Source organism: Pannus brasiliensis CCIBt3594 (assembly GCF_036688125.1).
Taxonomy (GTDB): Bacteria; Cyanobacteriota; Cyanobacteriia; order Cyanobacteriales; family Microcystaceae; genus Pannus; species Pannus brasiliensis.
The window spans coordinates 1-23,838 of sequence record NZ_JBAFSM010000055.1 but is presented as its reverse complement, the minus strand read 5'-3'; the positions used below and the strand labels follow the sequence as shown (position 1 = coordinate 23,838).

Below are 23,838 nucleotides of genomic sequence, written 5' to 3'. Positions count from 1 at the left end.
ATCGTTGTCCATGAAACCCTCTCTCGCGCTCCTGCCCCTCGGTCTCGGATTAATAGCCCTCACTCCCGTTATTCCCCCGTTACAACCGATCGAAACGCGACAACTCGACCCGATCGCCGGTTACGACGATCGACTGAATAGCGATCGCCAAAAACTGATCGCCGCGATCGATCGAAGTCTCCGCTATCTCGACACCCCCAACGCGGCCAAAGCCTACCGCGATTATCCCGTATCCGGCATCACCCGCGAGCGCGTCCGACGATCCCTCGTCCGTTTCCGTCAACTGGTGAAAACTTCCCGCTCGATCGAGGACTTACAGCGAGCCGTACAGAAAGAATTTATCTGGTATCGATCGATCGGCGATGACAATCAGGGAAACGTAAAATTCACGGGCTATTTCGAGCCGATATACGCCGCCAGCCGTCGAAAAACCGCCGAATATCGCTACCCCCTCTACCGGAAACCAGCGGACTTCTCCCGATGGGCGAAACCGCACCCTAGCCGCAGAGAATTAGAGGGAGAAGACGGATTACTCGGCGCGGATAGCCGTCTGTCCGGATACGAGTTAGTTTGGCTGAAAGACCGTCTGGAAGCCTATCTCGTCCACGTTCAGGGATCGGCGAAACTGCGCTTACCGGACGGGAAAATGATGAGTGTCGGGTTCGATGGGAATACCGATTACCCCTACACCAGTTTAGGCAAAGAATTGATTAAAGACGGCGTTTTTCCCGCGGAAGGGCTGACTTTACCGATGGTTTTGGGCTATCTGCGCGAGAATCCCGATCGATTGCCGAATTATCTCCCCCGCAATAACCGGTTTATTTTCTTCCGCGAGACGGATGGCGCGCCGGCTACCGGTAGTATCGGGGTTCCCGTGACCGCGGAAAGATCGATCGCCACCGATAAATCCGTCTTACCCCCCGGCGCGTTAGCGGTCATTCAAACGGAAATTCCCGATAAAACGATGGAAAAACGCCCCGTCAGTCGTTTCGTTCTCGATCAGGACACCGGAAGCGCGATTATCGGGCCGGGACGCGTGGATATTTTCATGGGAACCGGTCCGACCGCGGGCGATCGAGCCGGATTGATCAACACGCCGGGGAAATTGTATTATCTGTTATTAAAATGATGGGATCTTTCGCGAGCGATCGTTTTTTCGAGAACTCTTGTGTAGAATTCCCGCGGGAGTCGATCGGGACGGAACTCGATCGACTCTCGATAAACTGTCGCGCCTTAAAAATACCTATTTAACCAGAACTGACGTTATTTAATTTTCTCGATCGCCTCCTAATTCCTGCCTCTTGCCTCCTGCCTCCTGCCTCCTACTTCTTCCCTTTCACTTCCTGCCAAGTATTGCCGACTCCCTGTAAAACCCCGCGGATAACTAACCCGATCGCGCGTCCGATTACCTGTACCAGAAAATAGACTACCGCCTTACCGGTGACGGAAAAAAAAGCCCGAAGACGCGGGGAAAGAGCGTCGCGCGCTTCGAGAGCGATCGAGACGAACCAACGAATCCCCGTCAGACGGTTTAACTCTTCCTGTCGTCGCGCGTAGAGATAAATAGTCAAAATAATCCCGTTCCGATAATAAAAAAGCCGGTATTTACTCTCGAAAATTAATTTCGGTTCCTCCCAGTATCTTTCCCGTCGGTATTTCCACGACAATTCATTTCGCAATTTGGCGATCTCTCTCGGAGAAAAATATTCCGATCGAAACAATTCCCCCTTCGCTTTCTCCGATTCCGAGAAATGATTGAGAATCACCACCATCACCGCGTTCGCGATATGATGAATGAAATTCTGTAGTAAAATTCCCGCGCGCTCGATCGTCTCCGGCGCGTTCGATCGATACTCCGTTCGCTCGATAGTTAACCATTTTTCGTACACCAAATAGGCGAATAAGTCAAGAATAAACGGAATCTTTTCGAGAATTTCCGCTTGAATCAATTCTCTTTCTTCGAGAATAAAAATATCGATCGAATCCCGATCTCGCGTTTCCGTTCCTAACGAGTGTAAGGAGAGAAAATCGCGGGTGGATTCCTCCCAGATCTCGCTCGTCAGAAAAACCAGGCGGCCGGGGAGTTCCTCCTCGTGAATCTCTAAAAATCGGATCTCGTCGATCGATTTCCGGGTTTTATCCAGAACCAAATATAACAACTCCCGTTTTCTCGCGTCCTGTAAAACATCGATTTCAAAGGGAATACCGGTTGTATTGCGGGGAGAAAAACGAATTTCCGCGAGGGTTTCCTCGAAAACGACGGAAGTACCCAACGGACGCGAGCGGGTTAATAGCGACACCTCCTCGACGGGAATCGCGGTCGTTTCCACGGGGGGAGGGGGTAACACTCGATAGTCGGTTTCCACCGGGATTAACTTCCGCACCACCCACGACGAGGCCAGCAATTCCCGTCTCCGTCCCTGCCAGAATAAGCGATCGAACCCCGATAAACCAGGCTGACTCAACCGCTCGTCGATCGCCCGGATTTCCTCCTCGACGCGGGATAATCCCGATCGACCGACGCGGATCAGCCAGTGGGTGGGGGGTAAACTCGATCGAGGAACCAGCGCCGACCCGGACGGAATCGGCCAGTACGTTTCATTTTCGAGCGCGATCCGGTATAAAGCGAGCGTTAATTCTTCCGGGGAAATACCTTTACCGATATAGCTCGTGATTCCTAATTCTCTCGCCGCTAACTGTTCCCCGGTATCGAGGGGAAAGGTGAACAAAACGATCGCGCTGTCCGGATAATTTTCCCGTAGAGTCCGACCGATCGACCGATCGGGAACCCCACCGCGAACGGGATCGAGGAGAATGATCGTCGGGGGGGGATCGATCGTCAACGTCGAGATGGTTTCGCTATCCCCGTCGGCGACAATCGCTAGATTTTCCACGCGCGACAGCAATTGAACGAGACCCAAGCGAAAAATCGGGTCATTATCGACAATTAATAGGGAAATAGGGCGATCGATCGCGATAGTCATCGTTTCCGGGGCGCGGGTCTCGATCGCATTATACAGGCGAGAACCTTACTTCCGCTGTTTATAACCGTAGAAATCGATTCGATAATCGGTAATTTTCACCCCGGTACGCGCCTCGACCTCCCGTAACAGATCTTCCGGGAGTTCGATGTGAACGTCCACGATCTGATTCGTGTCGAGACAGTTAACGTGGCTGTGGGAATCGCTGATGTTCCCGTAGAGCCTGCCGTCGCAACGCTCGATCGATTCGATAATTCCCTGTCCGGATAAGGCTTCCAGATTCTGATACACCGAGGTGTGACCGATATTTTTCCCCTGTTGGTTCAGGCGATCGTAAATTTCCCGCGCCGATAAGTGTTCTCTAGCCTGCCAGAGTAATTCCAAGATATAGCGACGCTGACGGCTCACCCGCATTCCCAGGGTCTGACAGCGATCGATCGCGTCATCTAAAGACCGAATCGGCTTTTCCTCTACCCGCGAAGTTTCCATATTCTTATTGCCGTGCCTCTCTCTAATACATACTCATTACCAGTTTAGCTTAGGAAATCGGTGAATGTCCACCGAAAGCGGGATTGAAGCCGATCGGGAAAGTGCCATAAAAAAGCGGCCGCTCCCGATTTTCTATAGCAGTATGGAAATTATCGCCCCTCACTAGGAGATATACCGATGAGATTGGAACGCGAAGATTTCGATCGGGCCGCGCGACAGGGTTTAATTAGTCCCGAACAGGCCGAGGCATTGTGGAACGCTTTTCTCGAACGGGACGAGCGCGAGGAGCTCGATCGACCCCGTTTCAATTTCGCCAATGTCGCCTATTATTTCGGCGCGTTAATCGTCATCTCGGCGATGGGATGGTTCATGACGCGAGCGTGGGAAAGTTTCGGCGGCGCGGGATTATTTTTTATCGCCCTTTTCTACGCGATCTGTTTTATTTTCACGGGAAAAACCCTTTATTTTCAGCAGGGTCTAAAAGTACCGGGGGGATTATTATTTACCATGGCCGTCGGGATGACTCCCCTCGCGGTCTACGGATTGCAACGTTGGGCGGGATTCTGGCAAGCGGGAGATCCCGGAACCTATCGCGATTTTTATAGTTGGGTGAAAGCTAGTTGGTTCCTGATGGAATTGGGAACGATTACCGCGGGATTGGTGGCGTTAAAATTCGTGCGTTTCCCCTTTTTAACCGCCCCGATCGCCTTCTGCGTTTGGTTCATGTCCATGGATTTAACCCCCTTACTCTTCGGCGAAAACGAGTATACCTGGGAGAATCGAGTACGGGTATCGTTTTGGTTCGGGATCGGTTGTTTAATCGTCGCCTACCTGATCGATGTGCGTCACCGGAGGAGTCAGGGAGATTTCGCTTTTTGGTTATATCTATTCGGCTTAATGATGTTTTGGGGTAGCCTACCCATGCTCGGAGAGGCTAATGATTTAAATCGATTTATCTATTGTTTGACAAATCTCGGATTAATGATATTATCGGTAATTTTAAAACGCAGGGTATTTATGGTATTCGGCGGAATCGGGGTTTTCTCCTATTTAAGCTATCTCTCCTTTCAAGTGTTCGCCGATTCCTTATTGTTTCCCTTCGCCCTAACCGCGCTCGGCATCGGGATTATCTATCTCGGCGTTTTATACCAGCGTCACTATCGAAACTTAACCCGATTCGTAGAAAGTTACGTCCCCGACGGATTTCGCAATTTAATCCCGAAAGAACGTTAAGTGAGGAGGTGGAGAGATGGGGAGGTGAGGGAGAAGAGAGAGAGCGTCAATCTTACTAATCTTCTGCCCCCTGCCTCCTGCCCCCTGCTTCCCGCTACATCTTGCTAATGATGCGCTGTACGATTTCCATTCCCGTCACGGCTTGCCAACCGAACAGAGCCAGCATGACCACGTTGAGAACGATGTGAGTCACGCGGGCGAATTCGTTACCTTTCTGCATGGCGGGAACGAGCGCGGCCGCGACGGCGATCGCCCCGGTCATTCCTAACCCCGCGATCAGGTGGGGGCCGGCGAATAATTTCCCGTTATTGATATAGGTAACGGCCATGCCGCCGATCGTTCCCAGCACCATAAAGGCGAGGATAAAAGAACCGATCTGATAGTGTTTCGAGCGAAAATCCTTGGAAATTAACTCTTTTCTCGTGTCCTTGTCCGCGGTTCTCGTCCGCCGCCATTGCCAGCCCGAATATAGGGCGTACAGGCTCGCTCCTAAGAGAACCCACATTAAAATCGGGTGGCCGAATTGCGACCAAGTTTTCACGGCCCCCGGAATCTCGTAATTCATTCTTGTCTGTCTCCCGCGACGATCGATCTGTAATAAAAGTTAACATAAAAGAGAGATCGGCAAGCCCGGAAATGGGGAACCGTAACCTAAATGCCCGATCGATAGCTCGCGAGGATCGATAATAGAGGTGGTCGTCGATCGGCGATACCGTCGGACGATTTTCGACCGCTTACCCTTCACCGTTACCCGTGATTACCTTTGATGACTTCTAATCGGGATATCTTGTTAATTCAGGCGACGCGTCGGGGAAATCTCGCCAAAGTGTCGGATTTGCTCGCTCAGGGAATCCCGGGAAATGCCCGCGACCCCAACGATACCAGCGCGCTGATGTACGCGAGTCAGGGCGGCCACGCGGAGATCGTCCGAATTCTGCTGAAACACGGGGCCGACGTGAATCACCGTAAACATCCGGGGGGATTAACGGCTTTAATGCTGGCGGCCTCGCTCGATCGACTGGAAATCGTCCGTTTACTGCTCGCGGCCGGAGCGGAAGTGAATCAGGTGAATCACGATGGAACCCCCGCGCTGATGATCGCCGCTTACAAGGGACATCTGGAGGTAGTGCGGGCCTTGGTCGAGGCCGGCGCGTCGCTCGATCGAACCGATAAAGACGGCGATACGGCGATCAATCTGGCGATCGCGCGGGGACACAACGAGATCGTCCGTTTCCTGCTCGATCGATCGCCCGCGATTCCCGACGGTAACGGGGCGATCCTGGCGGCGATCGAAGCCAGCAATCTCGACGCTTTGAAATTATTAATCGAGCGCGGGGTGAACGTGAATCTCCGCACCGAATCCGGGGAAACGCCGCTAATCGTGGCCGTGGAAAAGGGACACGCGCCGACGATCGATATTTTACTCGACGGGGGAGCCGATCCCGAAGTGACGACGAGCGAGGGCGAAACCGCATTAACGATCGCGGCCGCGGAGGGCCACGCGGAGATCGTCCGGCGATTGCTGGCGGCCGGGGTAAACGTGAACCACGCGAACGAATCGGGAGAGACGGCGTTACACCTCGCCACGATCGAGGGACGTTTCGAGATCGTCCGCGATCTCCTGCAAGCCGGCGCGGAAATCGATAAACCCAACGAATTCGGCGATACTCCCTCGATCCTGGCGATCGTGCAGGGACAGGAGGCGATTGTAGCGGAATTATTACAACACGGGGCCGATCCGAACTACGCGAACGGGAAAGAAAACCTGTTAACGCTGGCGATCGGTCGAGGATCGGAGAAAATCTGCCGAATTCTGCTATCGAGCGGCGCGAATCCGAACCAATTTTACCCGGACGGCAAAACGCTCTTGATGAAAGTGTGCGAACAGGATAATCATGTCGTCGCGCGCGATCTGGTCGAGGCCGGGGCGGACGTGAACGCGCGCGATAGTGGCGGCGCGACCGCGTTAATGTGGGCGAGTCATCGCGGTTCCACCGGCGCGGTCAAAGTTCTCTTAGAATCGCCGGATATTCACCTAAACGATCGAAATCAGGGAGGATTAACCGCGTTGATGTTGGCGCGATTGAATCATTACACCTCGATCGCTACTCTATTAGAAAACGCCGGGGCGATCGAGTAAATGGGGTGATGGGGAGATAGGGGGATGGGGAGATAGGGGGATGGGGAGATAGGGAGATAGGGAGTAGAAAACGATTACTTTCTGCCTCCTGCCTCCTGCCTCCTGCCTACTGACTCCTGACTCCTGACTCCTGCCTCCCGCCTCCCATTGCCGACGTTAAAATAAAGTAAATTGGATCGATCACACGGAAAATTCAGGGGAAAACGGGTAAAATGCGCGACAGAACCCTAGCGATCGGTGATATTCATGGTTGTTCGACGGCTCTAGATTATTTACTAGAGATCGTAGCGCCGGGATCGGGGGATACCCTGATCACCCTGGGCGATTACGTGAATAAGGGGAAGGATTCTAAAGGGGTACTCGATCGAATGATCTCCCTACACGAACGGGGAAATCTTGTCGCTCTCAAGGGAAATCACGAGATTTTAATGTTAGAGGGACGCGAGAACCCCGAAAAATACCGAACTTGGTTAAATAAAGGCGGGAAAGCGACCCTTAAATCCTACTCGAAGCGGGAAAAATCGGCGACCTTCCGCGATATCCCCGAATCTCACTGGCATTTTCTCGAAAATATCTGTATCGATTGTTACGAAACGGAAAATTATATTTTCGTTCACGCGAACCTCGATCCCGATCTGCCCCTATCGCGCCAGCCGGATTCTAAGCTTTTCTGGGAGAAATTAACGCGCCCCGTGGTTCATTATTCGGGAAAAACCGTGATCTGTGGTCATACGAGCCAGAAAAACGGGAAACCACTCCATTTCGGTTCGGCGATCTGTATCGATACCTGGGCCTGGGGGAAAGGATGGTTAACCTGTCTGGACGTGGAGACGGGACAATTCTGGCAGACGAACCGACAGGGACAGTTCAAGATCGGCGATATTCAAAATTACCGCCATCAACCTTGGTTGCCCGAGAGCAAAGAGGGTTCGCCGATTTTCGGCCGGTCGTTTTTCTCTAAGGCTTTGGCGATCTCGTCCAGGGGTAAATAACTCGGATAAATCCCCTCGGATTTGGCGCGCCGGATATCCGCCTCTTGAACGACGATTTTCCGTTCTTTAGCGAGATATTCGACGATATCCCCCCGATCGATCACCCCGGCTACCGCGCCCGCGGGGGTGAGTACGGTGATCGATCGATCCTCGATCGCTTCTAATTTTCTCACCGCATCGACGAGGGGCGTTTTTTCCCCCACCGTCGGGATCTCCGTCAGGGGACGGGCGATCTCTAGTAATTGTTTTTCTCCCCAAGCGGATCGATCGATTCCCTGCACATCGCCGACTCGAATCAATCCCCGATACCGTCCCTCGGAGGCCGCGAAATAGACGGTCGAGGCCGCGTCCTTCGCTTGAATATATTCCGCGATGAACTCGCCGATCGTCTGATGGGCGTTTAATACCCGAAAATTATGTTTCATCGCCCCGTCCGCGGTTAAACTTAAGAGACTTTCCTGTAAATTCGTCAGATTTCGGTAAGCGGTCGCGTTTCTCAGCACGAACCAACCGATCAGCCCGAACCACGCGCCGGTAACATCCCCGGTGAGTAGGACGAGGACGATCCCGATGAGAATGCCTAGCCAGCCGATAGCCTGACCGCTGACCCCGGCCCAGCGGATACCGGTAAAGCGATCGCCCGTCGCCTTCCAGACGATCGCTTTCAAGATCTGCCCGCCATCGAGGGGTAAACCGGGGATCAGGTTAAATAGACCGAGAAATAGGTTAATTTCCGCTAGATACGAGACCATATAGCTCGCGATCGGGTTTAGGTTGAACAGTCGATCCGTGAGCGATAGAGCGCCGAAGAGAAGGAAACTCACCGTCGGACCGGCGATCGCCACGCGTAGGGCCTCGTTGGGGGTACGGGACTCGCGATCGATCGAGGCCAGTCCCCCGAAGAGAAACAGGGTGATGGAATTGACCTCGATCCCCTGCGATCGGGCGGTCAGACTATGGCCCAACTCGTGCAGTAAAACCGAGAGAAATAACAATAGGGATATCCCGAAGCCGATCGACCAGGCTAGATAGGGAATATCGCCCGCGACGCGCTGTATCCGTTCATCGGTGGCGTTGAGTAGGGTAAAAAACGCCAGAATCAAGAACCACGATGAATTGATATAGAACGGGATACCGAATAAAGAGCCGATTCGCCAATTCGCACGCATAGCCGCACAATTACCGTTACTGACCGGTAATTTGAAAGATAAAAGTTACTTTGTCACCCTTCCCGAGAGAGATTCGATCGCCCGCGCGGAGACGGTGACGGTTGCCGGGGGGAAGGGGGGTGTGATTGATATAGGTTCCGTTCGCGCTCCCCGAGTCCTCGATGTAATAGATGCCGCCCTCGGCACGGATATCGGCGTGAACGCGGGAAACGATATCCGAATCGGGAAAACCCGAAACATCGATATCCGGGGGAACTCGATCGTTCGGTTTGCCGATGTGAATGACCGAGAGATGGGCCGGTAGTTCGAGGTTTCGATCGGTCTGGACGTGCAGGAAACTAGGGGTTTCCACTTGCAGGGTCGTGGCCGCGGGGGGAGTAGCGACGGGTGCGGCCGGTACGGGAGGAGGGGCGGCGGGCGCGGGAGGAGGGCTAGAAACCGCGCTCGGTATCGGTTCCAGTTCCGGTTCCGATTCTACCGCCGAAGGAACCGCGCCCTGTAAGCTATAACCGCACTGACCGCAGAATGTCGCGTCGGTCTGAACGGTCGCGCCACAGTTCGGGCAGACGGACATCCTAGGCAGGGGAGTGTAACAAGCCTCGCATTGCGTGGCCTCGTCGGGATTAACGTGTTCGCAGTTGGGACAGACGATCATGGTTATTTCGTGTTAGTAGGCAAAAGGTAGGGATCGGGAGTCAGGAGGCAGGAGGCAGGAGAATAGGTGAAAGGATTAAAAATAGCCTTTTCCCTTTTTCCCTTCCCCCTTTTCCCCAAAAACTCCTCCCCATCGCCCGATTCCTTAAATTCTGGCCGGTTGTAATTCTTCCCCGGCGGCCCGATCGAGCAACCACCAGAGTTCGCCTTCGGGCTGGATGAGGCGGGAGGGATATTCCATCGGATCGGCGGAAGGGGCGAAAACCTGGCGGAGCGCGGGGCGTTTACTTTCCCCGGCGACGACGAAAATCACGGCACGGGAGCGATCGATCAAGGGCGCGGTGAAGGTGATCCGGGGTTGACCGTCTTTATCGCCGACGGTAATACAGCGATCGCTCACGGTGAGGGCCTCGGTGCGCGGGAAAAGCGAGGCCGTGTGCCCGTCATCGCCCATCCCCAGTAAAACGATATCGAAAACGGGGAGAGAATGAGCGGGAACGCCGAACCATTGGCGGATCTCCTCCTCGTACCGGCTCGCGTCGAGGGCGGGATCTTGGCTATCGGTGGGGGCCGGGTGGATATTTTCGGGGGGGAGCGGCACCCGATCGAGCCAGGCTAACCGGGCCATCCGTTGGTTGCTATCGGGATGATCCGGGCTGACATAGCGTTCGTCGCCCCAGAAAACGTGAATTTTTTCCCAGGGGAGGGGCTGTTCGGCGAGCGCCTCGTAGAGCGGTTTCGGGGTACTGCCTCCCGATAGGGCGATCGTGCAGAATTCCCTCTCGGCGAGAGCGTTGTCGATCTTCTCCAAGACGAGAGCCAGGGAGCGATCGATCAGGGCTTGTTTATCCGGCAAAATTTCCACCAGTTTCTTCATGGGTTCGTACCATCTCCGAGGGGGGGATGTTTTTAGTGTAGGTCACGCGTCTCGATCGGCACCGATACCTCCGGAAAACTTTATCCTTTCCGATTCAGTAAGTTTACCGATCCCCTATGGCGCTAATATTCTTAAAGTTGATGCCTCGTGGCGTTGACAGACGGGACGTTTCACCCCTTCATCCGTAGCGGGAGGACGCGTGAAAGTTAACGTTAGGGTGACACCGAAGCGAAATCGATCGGGTAACTACCAGTATCCAGCGTCTTGCCGAACCGAACTTTTTTGACGGATCGAATCTCTATAACATTACCGACTTATTACCGTAACCGTGATGAACACCTCTACCTTTACCTCTCTAGTCTTAAAGTTATCGGGTCTGATCTTCATTGTCTCGTTCCTCACGGACGTGTTGATTCTACCGCTAACCCCCGATCCGTTTCCCTATAACTTCACGAACTCCCAATGGCAACTCGCGCTCGTCACCGCTTGGGTCGATCGCGGGGTCGTTCCCCTAATCGGTATTACTCTCGTATTGGTCGGTTATTGGATCGACTCGATAGCGAAGGACGCGTCCCCGAAAAAATCGAAAATCGAGTTACGATTGCCGATTTTCATTCTCTCGTCTGTCTTCGGGATACTCTACATCTTAATGATTCCCGTTCATTGGAATAATATTAACCAGATTAAGAACCAAACCTTAACCCAGATCGAGCAGGGAGTCGGTCAAGGAGAACAGCAGATTCAATCTTACCTCGCGCAGGTTCAAAGTCTCTCGCAAAATCCCCAACAGTTAAACCAACAGATCGCCCAACGGACGCAGGTGATCGAGAGCGGCCAATTCCAAGGGCAAACGTTATCGGTAGAACAGTTACAAACCCTCCGTCAACAACGCGAGCAATTGATCAACCTACGAGAGTTGTCCAAGAATCCGAAAGAATTTAAACAGAAAGTTGAAGAGATTAAAAATCAACTGAACACCACACTTCAGGAGCGTCAGAAAAAGGCTCGGGATCAAGCTCAATTAGACGGGTTCAAGCAATTTGCCCGGATCGCTATGCAGGCGATGCTCTTGGCGATCGGCTTTGCCGTGATCGGTTGGCTCGGTCTCAGTGGTTCCCGAAAACTTTCCTAGCCATACCACGATCGAGCGTTTTTGTCAAGGGGCATCTTCGATCGGATGCTCTTTTTTTCGTCCCCCATCCTTGTTGAAGTTTCCCGACGAACCGTGAATTATCCGAGTTTTTTACCGACCGTGACCGGGGAGTTAAGCGAAGAAACGTCGATAAATCTCCTCCGACAGATTCAACAGATATCGATCGATACCCCGTTCGCGGAGCGATCGATCCTCACCACCCACGTCCGCGCGGGAGAGGGAGGAACCCCTTTTCTGCTTCTTCACGGATTCGATAGTTCCCTTCTCGAATACCGTCGTTTATTGCCTCTTCTGGCAGAAAAGCGGGAAACGCTCGCGGTAGATTTATTAGGGTTCGGGTTCACGGATCGATCGCCCGATGTGCCGGTCTCCCCGGAAACGATTAAAACCCACCTCTATTATTTCTGGAAAACCTCGATCGCCAAACCGATAATTTTAGTCGGCGCGTCGATGGGGGGAGCGGTCGCGCTCGATTTTACCCTAACCTATCCCGAAGCCGTCGAGAAAATCGTCCTTATCGATAGCGCGGGACTGGCTAACCCTCCCATCCTCGGAAAATACCTATTCCCGCCGCTCGATCGACTCGCCACCGATTTTCTCGCCAATCCCCGCGTCCGGGAGAATATTAGCCGTACCGCCTATTTCGACAAAACCCTCGCCAGTACCGACGCTTGTACTTGTGCCGCGTTACACCTGAACTGTCCGAACTGGAGCCAGGCGTTAATTTCCTTCACAAAAAGCGGCGGATACGGTGGCTTTTTGCCAAAGTTATCGAATATACAGCAAGAAACGTTAATTATTTGGGGCGAGAACGATCGCATTCTCGGCACGAAAGACGCGTACCGGTTTCAAAAAGCCCTCCCGAACAATCGCCTTCTCTGGATTCCCGAGTGCGGACACGTTCCCCATCTGGAAAAACCCGGCTTAACCGTGAGATCGATCCTCGATTTCGCGGCAAAATCGCTCTGATTAGACTTATACCCTTTACTTTGCCTACAATCCATGAAAAACCTAAATCCCGCCGGGATCGCCGCTTTCCTCGCGCTAAGTTGCCTGAACCTCTCCGTGAACGTCCCCGCGAGCGTGGCGACGCAACAGCTATTTTGTAACGGTCGAATGCAGAACGGTTGGTCGTATCAAGCCGAGTTCGTTGATGGACGTTTTACCCGAATTCGCTGGACTCGTTCGGGACAACCCCCGCAAGTGTCTCCCCTGACTTTTAAAAGGACCAACGATAAGGGACAGCCGATTTATCGGGGGGGGTTATTCGCCGCGGTGACGGTGACACTGGTAGATCTGTCGAAAGGCGAGGTCGCGCCCGGTTCCCAAGTATCGGTTAACGTGGAAGAATGGGGATGGTCGCGGGCTACCTGTGGCGTTTCCCCGGCACGATAAACGAGAGAGATATGGCTTTTTTCCGTAGCGTTCGATCGAGAGTTTTCTCGGTAATTTTCCTCGCGAGTATCCTGGGAGGGATCTTGATCTCGTGGGCGTTCACTCCCCCGGTAGAGGCACAATCCTCCCCAGTGGAGCCTCTTCCGAGTCGCTATCAGATCGGTCTACAAACCTATCTGGAAAACTGTTCCACCTGCCATATTCCCATTCCCGCGAGCGTTTTACCCACGCAAACCTGGAAACATCTGTTAGAAAAGCCGAATTCCCATTACGGTATCCGTTTACCGAACATGATCGGCATTAATCAACGTTTGATGTGGGACTATCTCGCCTATTCTTCCCGTCCCGTCAGCAAGGACGCGCCCGTTCCCCTTTTCATCGAACAATCGCCCTGGTTTAAAGCCCTACACCCGCGCGTCTCCCTCCCGTCTCCCGTCACTCACCTCACCTGCGTTACCTGCCATCCCAACGCCGCGCGCTACGATTATCGAACCCTAACCCCCGAATGGGAAAACGCGCCTTAAGGCAGGAGACAGGAGGCAGGAGGCAGGAGACAGGAGACAGGAGACAGGAGACAGGAGGCAGGAGGTAGAAAAAACTTGAATTAGGAGTTAGGGGAGAAAAAATCGTTAAAGATCGGGGGGATATTGCTAATTATTGCTGAATCGATCGCCGCCCCGATCGCCGGTCGGCCAATCCTCGTTTTCTCCCCCGACGACCACCCGCTCGATCGCCACGTAATCTTTATTTAACTGGAAAAGCGCGTTGATTAAAATGTCGAGGGCGATCGGATCGCTGGTTCCCAGGTCGAACCAACAGCGCCCCCAGGTTCCCTGATACTCGAAATCCGTTTTATTGTGCATCGGCGACATCAGCGCGTCCTCGGCCACACCCGTATCGTAGTCCATATAACTAATATCGATACCCGTATCCTGTACCTGTAAGTTTTCGGCGTTAAAACCGCCCAATTTCCCTAAATAAAACCAAGAATCGAATAATTCATCGACATACTGTTGCTCCATCGGCGAGGGAATCGTGGGAAACTCGATCCAGATCCAAACATCGAACGGATTGAACTCGCGAAACTGAACGTCCATAAGTTAGCGGGTAGGGATTAAATAGCGTTAAAACGGGGGTGAAAGAGTCAGGAGTCAGAAGGTGAGGGAGTAGGTGTAGAGAGTGAGGAGTAGGGTGTAATTTTCTAGAAACTCTCGATTTTTTCCCGAAACTAGATTTTCTCTATCTTTATTTTCCACTCCCTAATCTCCCTACACTAAGCGATCGACTGTCGGGCTTTCCAGATACCGCTGGCGACGAGGTTGGTGACGATGTGCGCGACGATCGGGATTAACAGATTTCCCGTTAGGATCACGGTGTAACCGAGGGCGAAACCGACGACGGTAGCCCAGAAAACGTAGGGCCACTGTTGGGAACCGCTAAAGTGTAAAATTCCGAAAATACAACTCGATACGACTAAACCGGTCAGATTCAAGCCGATCGCCGGGAGAATCACCCCGCGAAACAATAATTCCTCGCTCAATCCCGGCAGTAAACCGATCCAGATTAAATCCGGCCAGGCTAACGGTTCGATCACCAATTTTAAATACGCGTCGGCGCTCTGGCGGTAGGTCGGCCAGATCTGGTATAAAATTCCGCTGGTAACGGCGATCGATCCCGCCATCGCTAAACCCCATAATAGGGCGATCGGGGTAAATTGAAGCGGGGGAATGGTGATAGAACCGAAATATTGCCAGATTTTGGCGATCACCAGTAGGATAACCGCCGTCACTCCCATGATCGAGAGAACTTGCGATCGGGTGAGGGGATCGAGGTCGGGATTGGTGGAATTGGTCACGGATTTCCAGAAAAACGGTGTAAAGCGGCGAGTTTCGGACTTAGCGATTCAAGGCTAATTCCCGCTCGATGGGCGACAATCGTACCGATCGCCTCCCTATACGAGTGTACCCTAATCGCCTCGATCCCTAGGGGTTCGGGATCGACCCTCATCCGGGTGCGGTTTTCCTCTACGGCAATTATCCAAGTTTTTTCTTGACAAAAACTCAAAGTCGTGATAGAGCCGCAAGCGTTGGCGGGAACGATTACCGCGTCCACGCGATCGCGCCAGAGACTTTCGGCGGAAGGTTCGGTGACGAATCGCGGGGCGCGACTTAACCCGACTAACACGCAGGGCAGGAAAGTATAGCCGATCTCTTCGGCGGCGGCTTTGGGGGAAAGGGACGGATCGAGGGGTAGGGGGGAGAGGGCGGGTGCGTGGGCGGCGGGAACGCGGAATTGGCGGACGATTAGATGAGAAATGACCGCTTCCGCGCCGGCGAGGGGATCGACTCCGGCGCCGTGACGGTAGTGGGCGAGGGCGAGACTGTCGGGATCGTCGGGAAAACGCGCGACAATAGCGATCGCTTCCGCCCCCGCTTGCTGGATTAATTTTTCCGCGGCCCGGAGTAAACTGTCGGGATTGCCGATCGTTCCCCAACTGGCGCCGGAATCGGATTGGCGTAACTCCACGTTTAACGGCGCGTCGGTGACAACGTAATCGGTGAGGGATAATCCCAGTGTCGCGCGGGTCGCGTCGGCGGCCTGTAGGTGGCGTTGGAGAAGTTCGGGTTCGATCGCTCGATCGAACAGTAACCCGATACGATTTTGATGGACGCTTTCTAGCCCCCAATCCCCTTTAGCGAAACGATCTAAACCGTAACCCTCGACATAATAGACGTTGGGAAGTGGCCAGTAGAGTTGCGCGCCGTTGAGAACGTTGGGATGGGTGATCAGGCGATCGCACACTGTCGAAAACGCCCGCGCCACCGGGATCGCGTCGCCCGCGTAACCGCCGATGGACGCGCCGATTCCGGTGGGAATGAGGAGAACCGCCGTGTAGGGACGTGGATTCACGCTTTCTCGGTCACGATCGCTTCGACTTTCACCCGTTCTCTCTCGCTATCGACCTCGGTAATCGCCCAGCGTAAAGGTTCGCCGCGTTTTTCCAGTTCCGTCTCGATCGCTTTTTGTAATTCGCGGGGGCTTTCCTGTAGGTCGATCTCGGCGGTGATAAAGTGCGTGGTCATAGAATGCCGTTCCTGTGGGATACTCTGTTAGTTTACCAAGAGAGCGAGCGCGATCTTCTCCCGATGCCAGTCTCGATTTCTCCCGAGTACCCGACTCTCGAAACGGGATTCCCCCTTACGCGATCTCTATTTTCATTCCCGCGTCGCGTAAACGTCGCGCTAACACGTCTCCCAGTCCGGTCGCGGGGGTTAAAATCCCGCCGCGTCGCGAACCCCCGGGCAATTCTTCCTTGTTCAAAACCAACGCTAGGGCTGACTCGCAGAGGAATTTGACCGTGGCGCGGTTGCCGGGGTCGCCTCGATCGCTAATCTCTCCCCTTACCACCCGTCCATCTTCCGCGAATCCCAGCAGTTGACAGCGAAACCAGCCCTCGTTCATCGTTTGTTCCGAGGGGCCGCTACCGGGTTTCGGGAGGAAAGGCTGTAATAGTTGACGGACGGCCGGCTGTTGGAATGTTGCGAGAAAGAGGCCGGTTCCCACGGTGGCCGCGGTCGCCGACAGCCAATCGAGAGGAGGATCGAATTTTAGATATTCTTGATAGGTGAAATCCTCGCCGTAGGGTTCGCCCCATCGATCGAATAACGCGGCACTCCGTCGCACCACGCGGGTATTCACCACCCCCATGAAAAAGGGCGCGACCCAAGTATCGATATCTCGATCGAAAAACGGGGATTCCGGATCGCGTTGTCGCTCTCTCTCTTCGGGGGGATGTTCTTTCAGATTATCCAGTAGGAAAGGATCGCGAACTCGATCGCTCTGTCCGGAATCGAAGATATTGAAAGCGGAAGCGAGCGTTCCCCCGTTAAAGCCGCCGTAAGCCTGAAAATAGGCTTTCACTCCCCGACAATCGACTCCGAATCGTTCCCGGAGATAGCGGACGATCAGATAGGTTCCCAAGTCCGAGGGGATGGAATCGAAGCCGCAAAAGGGGATGATTCTCGTTCCGTCCGCTTCGGTTCGATCGCTGTATCGATCGATCAGATCCCGTACCCAAGCGGTCTCGCCGGTAATATCGACGTAATGGGTACGCGAACGGACACAGGCATCGACGATCGAGTTCCCGTACAGTGCGAAAGGGCCGGCCGTATTTAATATCACCCGCGTTTTCGCGACCATCGCCTCGATCGCCTCTATATCCCGGCTATCGGCGACTAAAACATCGACATTCACCCCCGCGCTCGATCGGACGTTTTCTAACTTCTGTCGATCCCGTCCGGCGATCGCCCAGCGTACCGAGTTCGCGTTTCCGGCAAAATACGCCACCGTCTGCCGTCCCACGAATCCACTCGCCCCGTAGAGAATCACGTCGTACAATCGATCGTTCATCGGTTAACTCCCGTTTTCTTTCTAAGCTATCAGTTTTCCAAGGCTTCCGACATCGCGCCGGGTTATAATCGTGACAGAAATCGATCCGAGAGGGAATTCTCTAATGGAGTTAAAAGAAAAGTATGTCACCGATGAGCGAGGCAATCGGATCGCCGTTCTTTTGGATATAGAAGAATATCAAAAAATTTTAGAAAAATTAGAGGAGCTAGACGCGATTAAAGCCTACGATAATGCCATTTTATCCGAGGACGAAGAACTGCCTTTTGAAGTGGCGATCGCCGAAATCGAAAATAGTCACTCATGACTTACGATATTACGATCAAAAAAAGTGCTATTAAAGCTTTAGCGACTTTACCCAAGGAAGATTACTGGAAAGTTCGCGAGGCTATCCGAGAACTAGCGGAAAATCCTAGGCCTTCAGGATGTTTAAAATTAACGGGATAGAGAGGGATGGCGTATTCGGATAGGAGTTTATAGAGTTGTCTACACGATCGACGATCGAGAGAAAAAAGTCGTGATTATCGATTTAGGACATCGACGGGATATTTATCGATGACAGGGAAAAAAATCGGTTGTTGATAAATAGATTTGCAGGTATCTAGACAATCCGGGAGACAAGATGAGCGAAATCTGGGGCGCGCTAGTAGTATTTCTCCTCTGTCCCTTACTCGGTGGATTGCCCGCGATCGATTGGATCTCTCTCGCGTTGACGGGAAGACGACTCTCGCGCGTGGGAACGGGAAATGTGGGAGTTTCCGCCGCTTTCTATCATGGCGGGCGGTTGGTCGGCATTTTAGCCGTCATTTCGGAAGCGAGTAAGGGAATCCTCGCCGTATTATTGACTCGGTTATTTTTCCCCGCGGGATCGGCGTGGGAATTACTGGCGTTGATCGCGCTGGTGATGGGGCGCTACTGGATCGGCAAAGGCGCGGGAACGACCAATGTACTATGGGGATTATTGGTACACGATCCGATCGCCGTTTTCCTCTCCTGTCTCATCGGTGGTGTGAGTTTCACCATTTTTCGGGAAAAAACTACCGGCCGCTTCGTGGGATTATTTCTCCTCGCCCTGATCCTCGCCCTACGTCACGCTAACGATTCCGGTTATATCCTCGTGGCGATCGCCCTCGCGTCTCTCCTGGGGGGTATCTCCGCGCGCGTCGCCGACGATCTAGACTTATCGGAAGAAAACGTGAATCCGGAGTCGCGTAAAATGTTTCGTTTTTTTCGGGGCGATCGAGCGCTCCTATCCCTCGATAATACCCTCGATCCGCTCAAGGTCGGTCAGAAAGCGGCTACCTTATCCTATCTCAAGCGATCGGGCTATTGTGTTCCCGACGGTTGGATTCTTCCCGCGGGAGACGATTCCAAACCGTTGATCGACTTCCTCCGTCCGTCCCCGAATAATCCCCTCGTCGCGCGATCGTCCGCGATCGGCGAGGACAGCGAAACCGCGTCCGCGGCGGGACAATACACGACGATCCTCGATATTACCGATTCTCAAGCCCTAGAATCGGCGATTCTGACCTGTCAGACTTCCTATAATAGCCCGACCGCGGTACAGTACCGACTCGATCGGGGACAGGAAAACACCTCCATCTCCGTTTTAATCCAGAAACAGATCCGGGGCGCGTTTTCGGGGGTGGCTTTCAGTCGCGATCCCGTTAATTCTACCAGTCCCGATGTAGTTATCGAGGCGTTACCCGGCGACGCGACGAAAGTAGTATCCGGACGTTTTACCCCGGAAAGTTATCGGGTGAATCTCGAAGAAGATCGAATAACCGGCGCGGGAGAAATCCCTTTAGATATTATTCAACAGGTGGCGCGTTCGTGTCGGGCGATCGAGAGTCTTTATCACGGTATCCCGCAGGATATGGAATGGACGCACGACGGCGAAAAACTCTGGATATTACAGGCGCGCCCGATCACCAATTTACAACCGATCTGGACAAGGAAGATCGCGGCGGAAGTGATTCCCGGCGTGATCCGTCCTCTGGCTTGGTCGATCAATCGTCCGTTAACCTGCGGGGTTTGGGGGGAAATTTTCACGATCGTCCTGGGCGATCGGGCGACGGATCTCGACTTCACGGAAACGGCAACGTTACACTACGGCCGCGCCTATTTTAACGCCACTCTTCTCGGGACAATTTTCCGCCGGATGGGATTACCCCCGGAAAGTCTCGAATTCCTCACGCGGGGCGCGAAATTCACGAAACCACCGTTACTATCCACGCTAAAAAATATACCGGGATTATTCCGACTCTTACAACGGGAGTTTCGCTTAGAAAAGGATTTTCAAAGAGATCTCGATCGCTATTTTCTCCCCGCGCTCGATAAAATCACGGCGACACCGCTGGAAAATTTATCCGAACGAGAATTATTAACCGGGATCGAGGAAATCTTAACCGTGTTAAAAAAAGCGACATACTATAGTATTCTCGCCCCGTTAAGTTTCGCCGCCCGTCGGGGAATTTTTCAAGTTCCTTTCGAGGCTCTAGATAACTCCCGCGCTCCCGAGGTGGAATCCCTACACGCGCTCTCCCCTATTCTAAAAAATTCTAATGCCGATTCTCCCGCTTTCCGGGAATGGCTCGATCGCTACGGCTATTTAAGCGAGGTGGGAACCGATATTTCGATCCCCCGCTGGCGAGAACATCCCGAAACTCTCCTACAACATTATGTAGAGCCTCCCGCGAAGGTTCCTCCCAAAAAGGGAAAATCCAATCGATCGGTTCAAAAACGACTCGACTTAAAAAACAAAGTCACCGAAATTTATTCCCGTCTATTAGCGCATTTACGCTGGCATTTTCTCGCTCTAGAAAATCTCTGGCTACAAGAAAATATATTGAAGGATAAGGAAGATATTTTCTTTTTAGAATACGAGAAAATTAAACAATTTATCGATCGAAAATCCCTTGACAAAATCGACCGAATAATCTCCCCGCACCGTCAGCGATTTCAAACCGATCTCGCGTTAACGAATCTTCCCTATATCGTCTACGGACAACCGCCGGACCGGGAATTTCTCGCGTCCGATCGAACCGCGAAACGACGCTTACAGGGCATCGGCGCGAGCGCGGGACAGATCGAGGGACGGGTGAAAATTCTCCGAACCCTACAGGCGATCGATCTCCGGCCGGGAACGATTCTCGTCGTCCCCTACACCGATTCCGGGTGGTCGCCCTTACTGTCGCGAGCGGCGGGAATTATCTCCGAGGTGGGAGGGCAACTATCCCACGGGGCGATCGTGGCCCGAGAGTACGGGATTCCCGCGGTAATGGATGTTTCCGGGGCGATCGACGGGTTACAGGACGGTCAGCTAGTCCGGATCGATGGCGGACGGGGAACCGTGGAAATTCTAGCCGAGTGAGAGCGATCGGGCCGGACAATGGCGATCGGGGTGACAAGCTTCCTCTGTCCAGAGGAAACGTGTTTGGAAACAGTCCGAACTCTCTCTCCCTCCCGCCTCTTCCAACCGGCAACTTCTACCGTTTTCCCACGGTCATAGCGAGTGGAGCGATCGCCTTTCCCGCGCTAGACAAGAGTTGTTCGAGAAAGGGAATCGATCGCCCGTCGTGTTACCCTGGAAAATCGATATCGCGTGATGGTAAGCAAAATCTCCTAGGTGAAAAACTATGAAAGTATTAGATTCTAAAGGACGTTTATTCGGTAAGTTCAGCCTGCTCGACATCGGGGCGGCCGTAGTCATTCTCTTAACGATGATCGGAATTTTTGTCGTCCCCGGCACGACCGGCAAAAGCACGATCGCCCAGGTGTCCAAACAACCGATCGAGGTGGACGTGATCGTGCGCGGTCTGAGCGTCCTTAACCCGGACGCGCTCATCCAACAGTTCAACACCGAGAAAAAAACCAATATCGTCATCCGCAATCAACCCGCGGGCCAGGCGGATATCAAAAACGTCAAACCCCTCTCGCGTAACGTCCTCGTCCCGCAACCGGATGGAAGTGTCAAGGTACTTCCCGATCCCCGTACCGAAAATTACTCCCAGGATATGATTATGACCCTCGGCGGACAGGCGGAAGTGACCGAGACCGGCGCGGTGATCGGCGGCCAGAAAGTGAAGATCGGCACGTTGATCGAATTAGAGGGCGATAATTATAATTTCAATACCAGCGTGATCGACGTGCGTTTACCGAACCGATCGTGAGGGAGAGCGGGGAAGGAGACGCTTTCCTTACCCCGCGCCGTCCCGAGTCCGCGAGCGTTTCGATTCCCCCGCCGGTTGGAAATACATACTTCGCTAAGAATGTTTACACCGCGAAAGAAAGTCTTCCCGACGATAATTCCGCGTTCCGCGCGGTTTCGGAAATAGCGGAAAACCCCTCCAGGAATGTTAAAAAAGCCTTAATAACGGATTGTTGATTGTAGTATCGGATACGGAATTTTTAAGACGGTCGAGTGATGAACATCACCGAAAAAATTGTTTTTCCAAGCCGTTAGTTTCCCGATCGATCCGGGAACCCTAGGTAAGAAATCCATTTTGTAAGGATTCTCGATATGCTGAATCCATCCCTAACCCCCACCGAATCCTCGAACGGGGCGGGCGAAGTCCTCGAAAGATTCGCCCAAGCCCGCGCGAGCGGGTGTCTTCTCGTGACCGAGCGGGCTGTCGAGTGGCGTTTTTACTTCCACCAGGGACAGTTAACCCACGCGACCAACTCGATCGATCCCTTCGAGCGTCTGGAGCGACATCTACGGGGGTTGAGCGCGGTGAACTCCCAATTAAGCGGTGCCGTGCGCGAGCGGGCGAGAAGTCTGTTCGCGAACGCCCCACCGAACGAGAATTCCCCGCAAACCGCGGATTATCGGGCGATTCTCTGGCTGATCCAGCAGAAATATTTAAACGCGACCGAGACCCGGAGCCTGGTCGCCCATCTCGCGGGGGAGGTCTTGCAATCCTACCTATTGCTCGACACCATCGCGCACGAATTTATCCCCTACTCGCCGGTTCCGCTCGTCCATCTCGACTACCGAAGCTTCCTCCAGGACTGTCGGGCCAAACTCCAGGGCTGGCAGAAACTCGCCCCCCACATCCAATCTTCCTATCAACGCCCCTACCTGATCGAGCAGGGGGGGATCGTTCAATCCTTACGCGAGCAACAACGGGATAAGCTGAAAAAAATCTTGATCGGCTTTAATTTCCGACAATTAGCCGTTCTCCTCAATCAAGACCCGCTCGTACTCGCCCGGAATCTGCATCCCCTGATCGTCAAGGGCGCGATCCGCCTACGGGCGCCCCAATCCCCCTTCGATCGCTTGCCCACCCTCTCCCGCTCGCCCGACGCGCGGGCTTCCCTCTCGGCCCCGGAAGAGAGCGTCCCGACACGAAAGGTCGCCAGAACCAATCTGGTCTGCGTCGATGATAGTCCCGCCATGCTCAAGGCGATCAAGCAATTCCTGAGCGGCCACGATGTCGAGATCCACACGATCACCGATCCCTTAAAAGCTTTACGGGAGATCGTCCGTCTCGAACCGAAATTGATCCTACTCGATGTCGGTATGCCCAATCTCGACGGTTACCGTCTCTGCCGATTGATCCGCAATCATTCCCTGTTCAAAGAAACGCCGATCATCATGGTCACGGGCAACACGGGGATGATCGATCGGGCGAAAGCCAAGGTCGCCGGAGCCACCGACTACCTCACCAAACCGTTCAGTCAATCGGACTTGGAACAGATGGTGAGTAAATATCTAGTTTTTTAAAGTTTTTTCGCACTTTCGCGCTTCGCTTCCCGTCAACGGGAATTCTAGATCTGATTTACTCCCTAGTTATCCAGTAAAAGCTCATGGTTACCGTTTTAGTCGTTGAAGATACCGTATCGGAAAAAGAATTGATCAGTCTCTATCTTCGAGAGGCGGGCTATACCGTTATTAACGCGAGCAATGGCAGAGAGGCGCTCACCCAAGTGGAAACCCAGAAACCCGACGTGGTGGTGACGGACGTGGTAATGCCCGACATGAACGGTTTCGAGTTGTGCCGTAGCCTCAAGAAAAACCCCGAGACCCATAAACTTCCCGTGATCGCCTGCACCTCGAAAAACCAAGAACTCGATCGCCTCTGGGGAATGAAGCAGGGGATCGATGTCTACGTCACCAAACCCTTCACCCGTGAGGAGATCGTTCGCGCCATCCGCTCCGTCGCCAGTTAATCGCGAGAGCGAGGGGATGAGGGCGGGGGAGATGGGGGAGGTGAAAGGGTAAAGGGTAAAGGTGAAAGGATCGGGATTAAGAAAGCTCTTTTCCCTTTTCCCCTTGTTCCCGAAAAACCGCCCCCCCACCCCCCCCCCCCCCCCCCCCCCCCCCCCCCCCCCCCCCCCCCCCCC

At 53.5% G+C, this 23,838-nt stretch carries 25 protein-coding genes; 14 read left to right on the top strand and 11 right to left on the bottom strand.

Features of this window, described 5'->3' with window-relative positions:
- Positions 1-10: 10 nt before the first annotated feature.
- Entirely contained in the window at positions 11-1,129 is a 1,119-nt protein-coding gene (gene mltA, locus V0288_RS21105; RefSeq protein ID WP_332867152.1) for a murein transglycosylase A, read from the top strand.
- Positions 1,130-1,322: 193 nt separating this feature from the next.
- Here the strand turns inward: mltA and V0288_RS21100 are convergent, their stop codons facing one another.
- Both V0288_RS21100 and V0288_RS21095 read right to left on the bottom strand, forming a co-directional pair.
- Positions 1,323-2,984 carry a DUF3685 domain-containing protein gene (locus V0288_RS21100; protein ID WP_332867151.1) on the bottom strand — a complete coding sequence of 554 codons (1,662 nt, stop codon included), beginning with the start codon at positions 2,982-2,984 and terminating at the stop codon, positions 1,323-1,325.
- A 45-nt stretch (positions 2,985-3,029) separates the two neighbouring features.
- Positions 3,030-3,470: a Fur family transcriptional regulator gene (locus tag V0288_RS21095; protein ID WP_332867150.1), complete on the bottom strand. Its 441-nt coding sequence runs from the start codon at positions 3,468-3,470 to the stop codon at positions 3,030-3,032.
- 177 nt (positions 3,471-3,647) lie between these two features.
- Between V0288_RS21095 and V0288_RS21090 the strand changes: the two genes are divergently transcribed.
- Positions 3,648-4,703, top strand: coding sequence for a DUF2157 domain-containing protein (locus tag V0288_RS21090; protein WP_332867149.1), 1,056 nt, complete (start codon positions 3,648-3,650; stop codon positions 4,701-4,703).
- Between the two features lie 94 nt (positions 4,704-4,797).
- On the opposite strand, the gene V0288_RS21085 is transcribed toward V0288_RS21090, so the two are convergent.
- Positions 4,798-5,268, bottom strand: a complete 471-nt coding sequence (locus V0288_RS21085) for a DUF4079 domain-containing protein (protein WP_332867148.1) — start codon at positions 5,266-5,268, stop codon at positions 4,798-4,800.
- Positions 5,269-5,469: 201 nt separating this feature from the next.
- Here V0288_RS21085 and V0288_RS21080 point away from each other — a divergent pair, with 201 nt between their 5' ends.
- Together V0288_RS21080 and V0288_RS21075 are read left to right on the top strand one after the other, a co-directional pair.
- A complete protein-coding gene (locus tag V0288_RS21080) occupies positions 5,470-6,843 on the top strand; it encodes an ankyrin repeat domain-containing protein (protein WP_332867147.1) in 1,374 nt (457 codons plus the stop codon).
- A gap of 212 nt (positions 6,844-7,055) precedes the next feature.
- Positions 7,056-7,835 (top strand): metallophosphoesterase family protein, encoded by a 780-nt coding sequence (locus tag V0288_RS21075; protein ID WP_332867146.1) that lies wholly within the window; start codon positions 7,056-7,058, stop codon positions 7,833-7,835.
- Here V0288_RS21075 and V0288_RS21070 read toward each other — a convergent pair.
- The 3 genes from V0288_RS21070 to pgl all read right to left on the bottom strand — a co-directional run bounded on the left by V0288_RS21070 (position 7,742) and on the right by pgl (position 10,535).
- Positions 7,742-9,004, bottom strand: coding sequence for a site-2 protease family protein (locus V0288_RS21070; RefSeq protein WP_332867145.1), 1,263 nt, complete (start codon positions 9,002-9,004; stop codon positions 7,742-7,744). The genes V0288_RS21075 and V0288_RS21070 overlap by 94 nt on opposite strands.
- 16 nt (positions 9,005-9,020) lie before the next feature.
- Positions 9,021-9,659 carry an FHA domain-containing protein gene (locus V0288_RS21065; RefSeq protein ID WP_332867144.1) on the bottom strand — a complete coding sequence of 213 codons (639 nt, stop codon included), beginning with the start codon at positions 9,657-9,659 and terminating at the stop codon, positions 9,021-9,023.
- A 144-nt stretch (positions 9,660-9,803) separates the two neighbouring features.
- Positions 9,804-10,535, bottom strand: a complete 732-nt coding sequence (gene pgl, locus V0288_RS21060; protein ID WP_332867143.1) for a 6-phosphogluconolactonase — start codon at positions 10,533-10,535, stop codon at positions 9,804-9,806.
- A 331-nt stretch (positions 10,536-10,866) separates the two neighbouring features.
- Here pgl and V0288_RS21055 point away from each other — a divergent pair, with 331 nt between their 5' ends.
- The 4 genes from V0288_RS21055 (at position 10,867) to V0288_RS21040 (ending at position 13,607) form a co-directional block, all read left to right on the top strand.
- On the top strand, positions 10,867-11,667 hold the full coding sequence (locus V0288_RS21055; RefSeq protein WP_332867142.1) for an HpsJ family protein: 801 nt from the start codon (positions 10,867-10,869) through the stop codon (positions 11,665-11,667).
- Positions 11,668-11,760: 93 nt separating this feature from the next.
- Positions 11,761-12,657 (top strand): alpha/beta fold hydrolase, encoded by an 897-nt coding sequence (locus tag V0288_RS21050; protein WP_332867141.1) that lies wholly within the window; start codon positions 11,761-11,763, stop codon positions 12,655-12,657.
- Positions 12,658-12,690: 33 nt separating this feature from the next.
- Complete coding sequence (locus tag V0288_RS21045; protein WP_332867140.1) at positions 12,691-13,083, top strand: hypothetical protein; 393 nt, start codon at positions 12,691-12,693, stop codon at positions 13,081-13,083.
- Between the two features lie 11 nt (positions 13,084-13,094).
- Positions 13,095-13,607: a dihem cytochrome c family protein gene (locus V0288_RS21040; RefSeq protein ID WP_422662044.1), complete on the top strand. Its 513-nt coding sequence runs from the start codon at positions 13,095-13,097 to the stop codon at positions 13,605-13,607.
- Between the two features lie 126 nt (positions 13,608-13,733).
- Here the strand turns inward: V0288_RS21040 and V0288_RS21035 are convergent, their stop codons facing one another.
- The 5 genes from V0288_RS21035 to V0288_RS21015 all read right to left on the bottom strand — a co-directional run bounded on the left by V0288_RS21035 (position 13,734) and on the right by V0288_RS21015 (position 17,493).
- On the bottom strand, positions 13,734-14,180 hold the full coding sequence (locus tag V0288_RS21035; RefSeq protein ID WP_332867138.1) for a DUF3531 family protein: 447 nt from the start codon (positions 14,178-14,180) through the stop codon (positions 13,734-13,736).
- Positions 14,181-14,356: 176 nt separating this feature from the next.
- Complete coding sequence (locus V0288_RS21030; RefSeq protein ID WP_332867137.1) at positions 14,357-14,938, bottom strand: CPBP family intramembrane glutamic endopeptidase; 582 nt, start codon at positions 14,936-14,938, stop codon at positions 14,357-14,359.
- Positions 14,935-15,993, bottom strand: a complete 1,059-nt coding sequence (locus V0288_RS21025; protein WP_332867136.1) for a DUF3326 domain-containing protein — start codon at positions 15,991-15,993, stop codon at positions 14,935-14,937. The genes V0288_RS21030 and V0288_RS21025 overlap by 4 nt, the downstream gene beginning before the upstream one ends.
- Positions 15,990-16,166, bottom strand: a complete 177-nt coding sequence (locus V0288_RS21020; protein WP_332867135.1) for a hypothetical protein — start codon at positions 16,164-16,166, stop codon at positions 15,990-15,992. Before V0288_RS21020 ends, V0288_RS21025 begins: the two co-directional genes overlap by 4 nt.
- Before the next feature lie 115 nt (positions 16,167-16,281).
- Complete coding sequence (locus tag V0288_RS21015; RefSeq protein ID WP_332867134.1) at positions 16,282-17,493, bottom strand: saccharopine dehydrogenase family protein; 1,212 nt, start codon at positions 17,491-17,493, stop codon at positions 16,282-16,284.
- Between the two features lie 103 nt (positions 17,494-17,596).
- Here V0288_RS21015 and V0288_RS21010 point away from each other — a divergent pair, with 103 nt between their 5' ends.
- The 6 genes from V0288_RS21010 to V0288_RS20990 all read left to right on the top strand — a co-directional run bounded on the left by V0288_RS21010 (position 17,597) and on the right by V0288_RS20990 (position 23,664).
- Positions 17,597-17,797, top strand: coding sequence for a hypothetical protein (locus V0288_RS21010; protein ID WP_332867133.1), 201 nt, complete (start codon positions 17,597-17,599; stop codon positions 17,795-17,797).
- 153 nt (positions 17,798-17,950) lie between these two features.
- Positions 17,951-18,049 carry a type II toxin-antitoxin system RelE family toxin gene (locus V0288_RS25195; protein WP_422662043.1) on the top strand — a complete coding sequence of 33 codons (99 nt, stop codon included), beginning with the start codon at positions 17,951-17,953 and terminating at the stop codon, positions 18,047-18,049.
- A gap of 63 nt (positions 18,050-18,112) precedes the next feature.
- Complete coding sequence (locus V0288_RS21005) at positions 18,113-20,863, top strand: glycerol-3-phosphate acyltransferase (RefSeq protein ID WP_332867132.1); 2,751 nt, start codon at positions 18,113-18,115, stop codon at positions 20,861-20,863.
- Positions 20,864-21,128: 265 nt separating this feature from the next.
- Positions 21,129-21,662: a DUF4330 domain-containing protein gene (locus V0288_RS21000; protein WP_332867131.1), complete on the top strand. Its 534-nt coding sequence runs from the start codon at positions 21,129-21,131 to the stop codon at positions 21,660-21,662.
- A gap of 350 nt (positions 21,663-22,012) precedes the next feature.
- Positions 22,013-23,218, top strand: a complete 1,206-nt coding sequence (locus tag V0288_RS20995; protein ID WP_332867130.1) for a response regulator — start codon at positions 22,013-22,015, stop codon at positions 23,216-23,218.
- An 83-nt stretch (positions 23,219-23,301) separates the two neighbouring features.
- Positions 23,302-23,664, top strand: coding sequence for a response regulator (locus V0288_RS20990; RefSeq protein WP_332867129.1), 363 nt, complete (start codon positions 23,302-23,304; stop codon positions 23,662-23,664).
- Positions 23,665-23,838 lie beyond the last annotated feature (174 nt).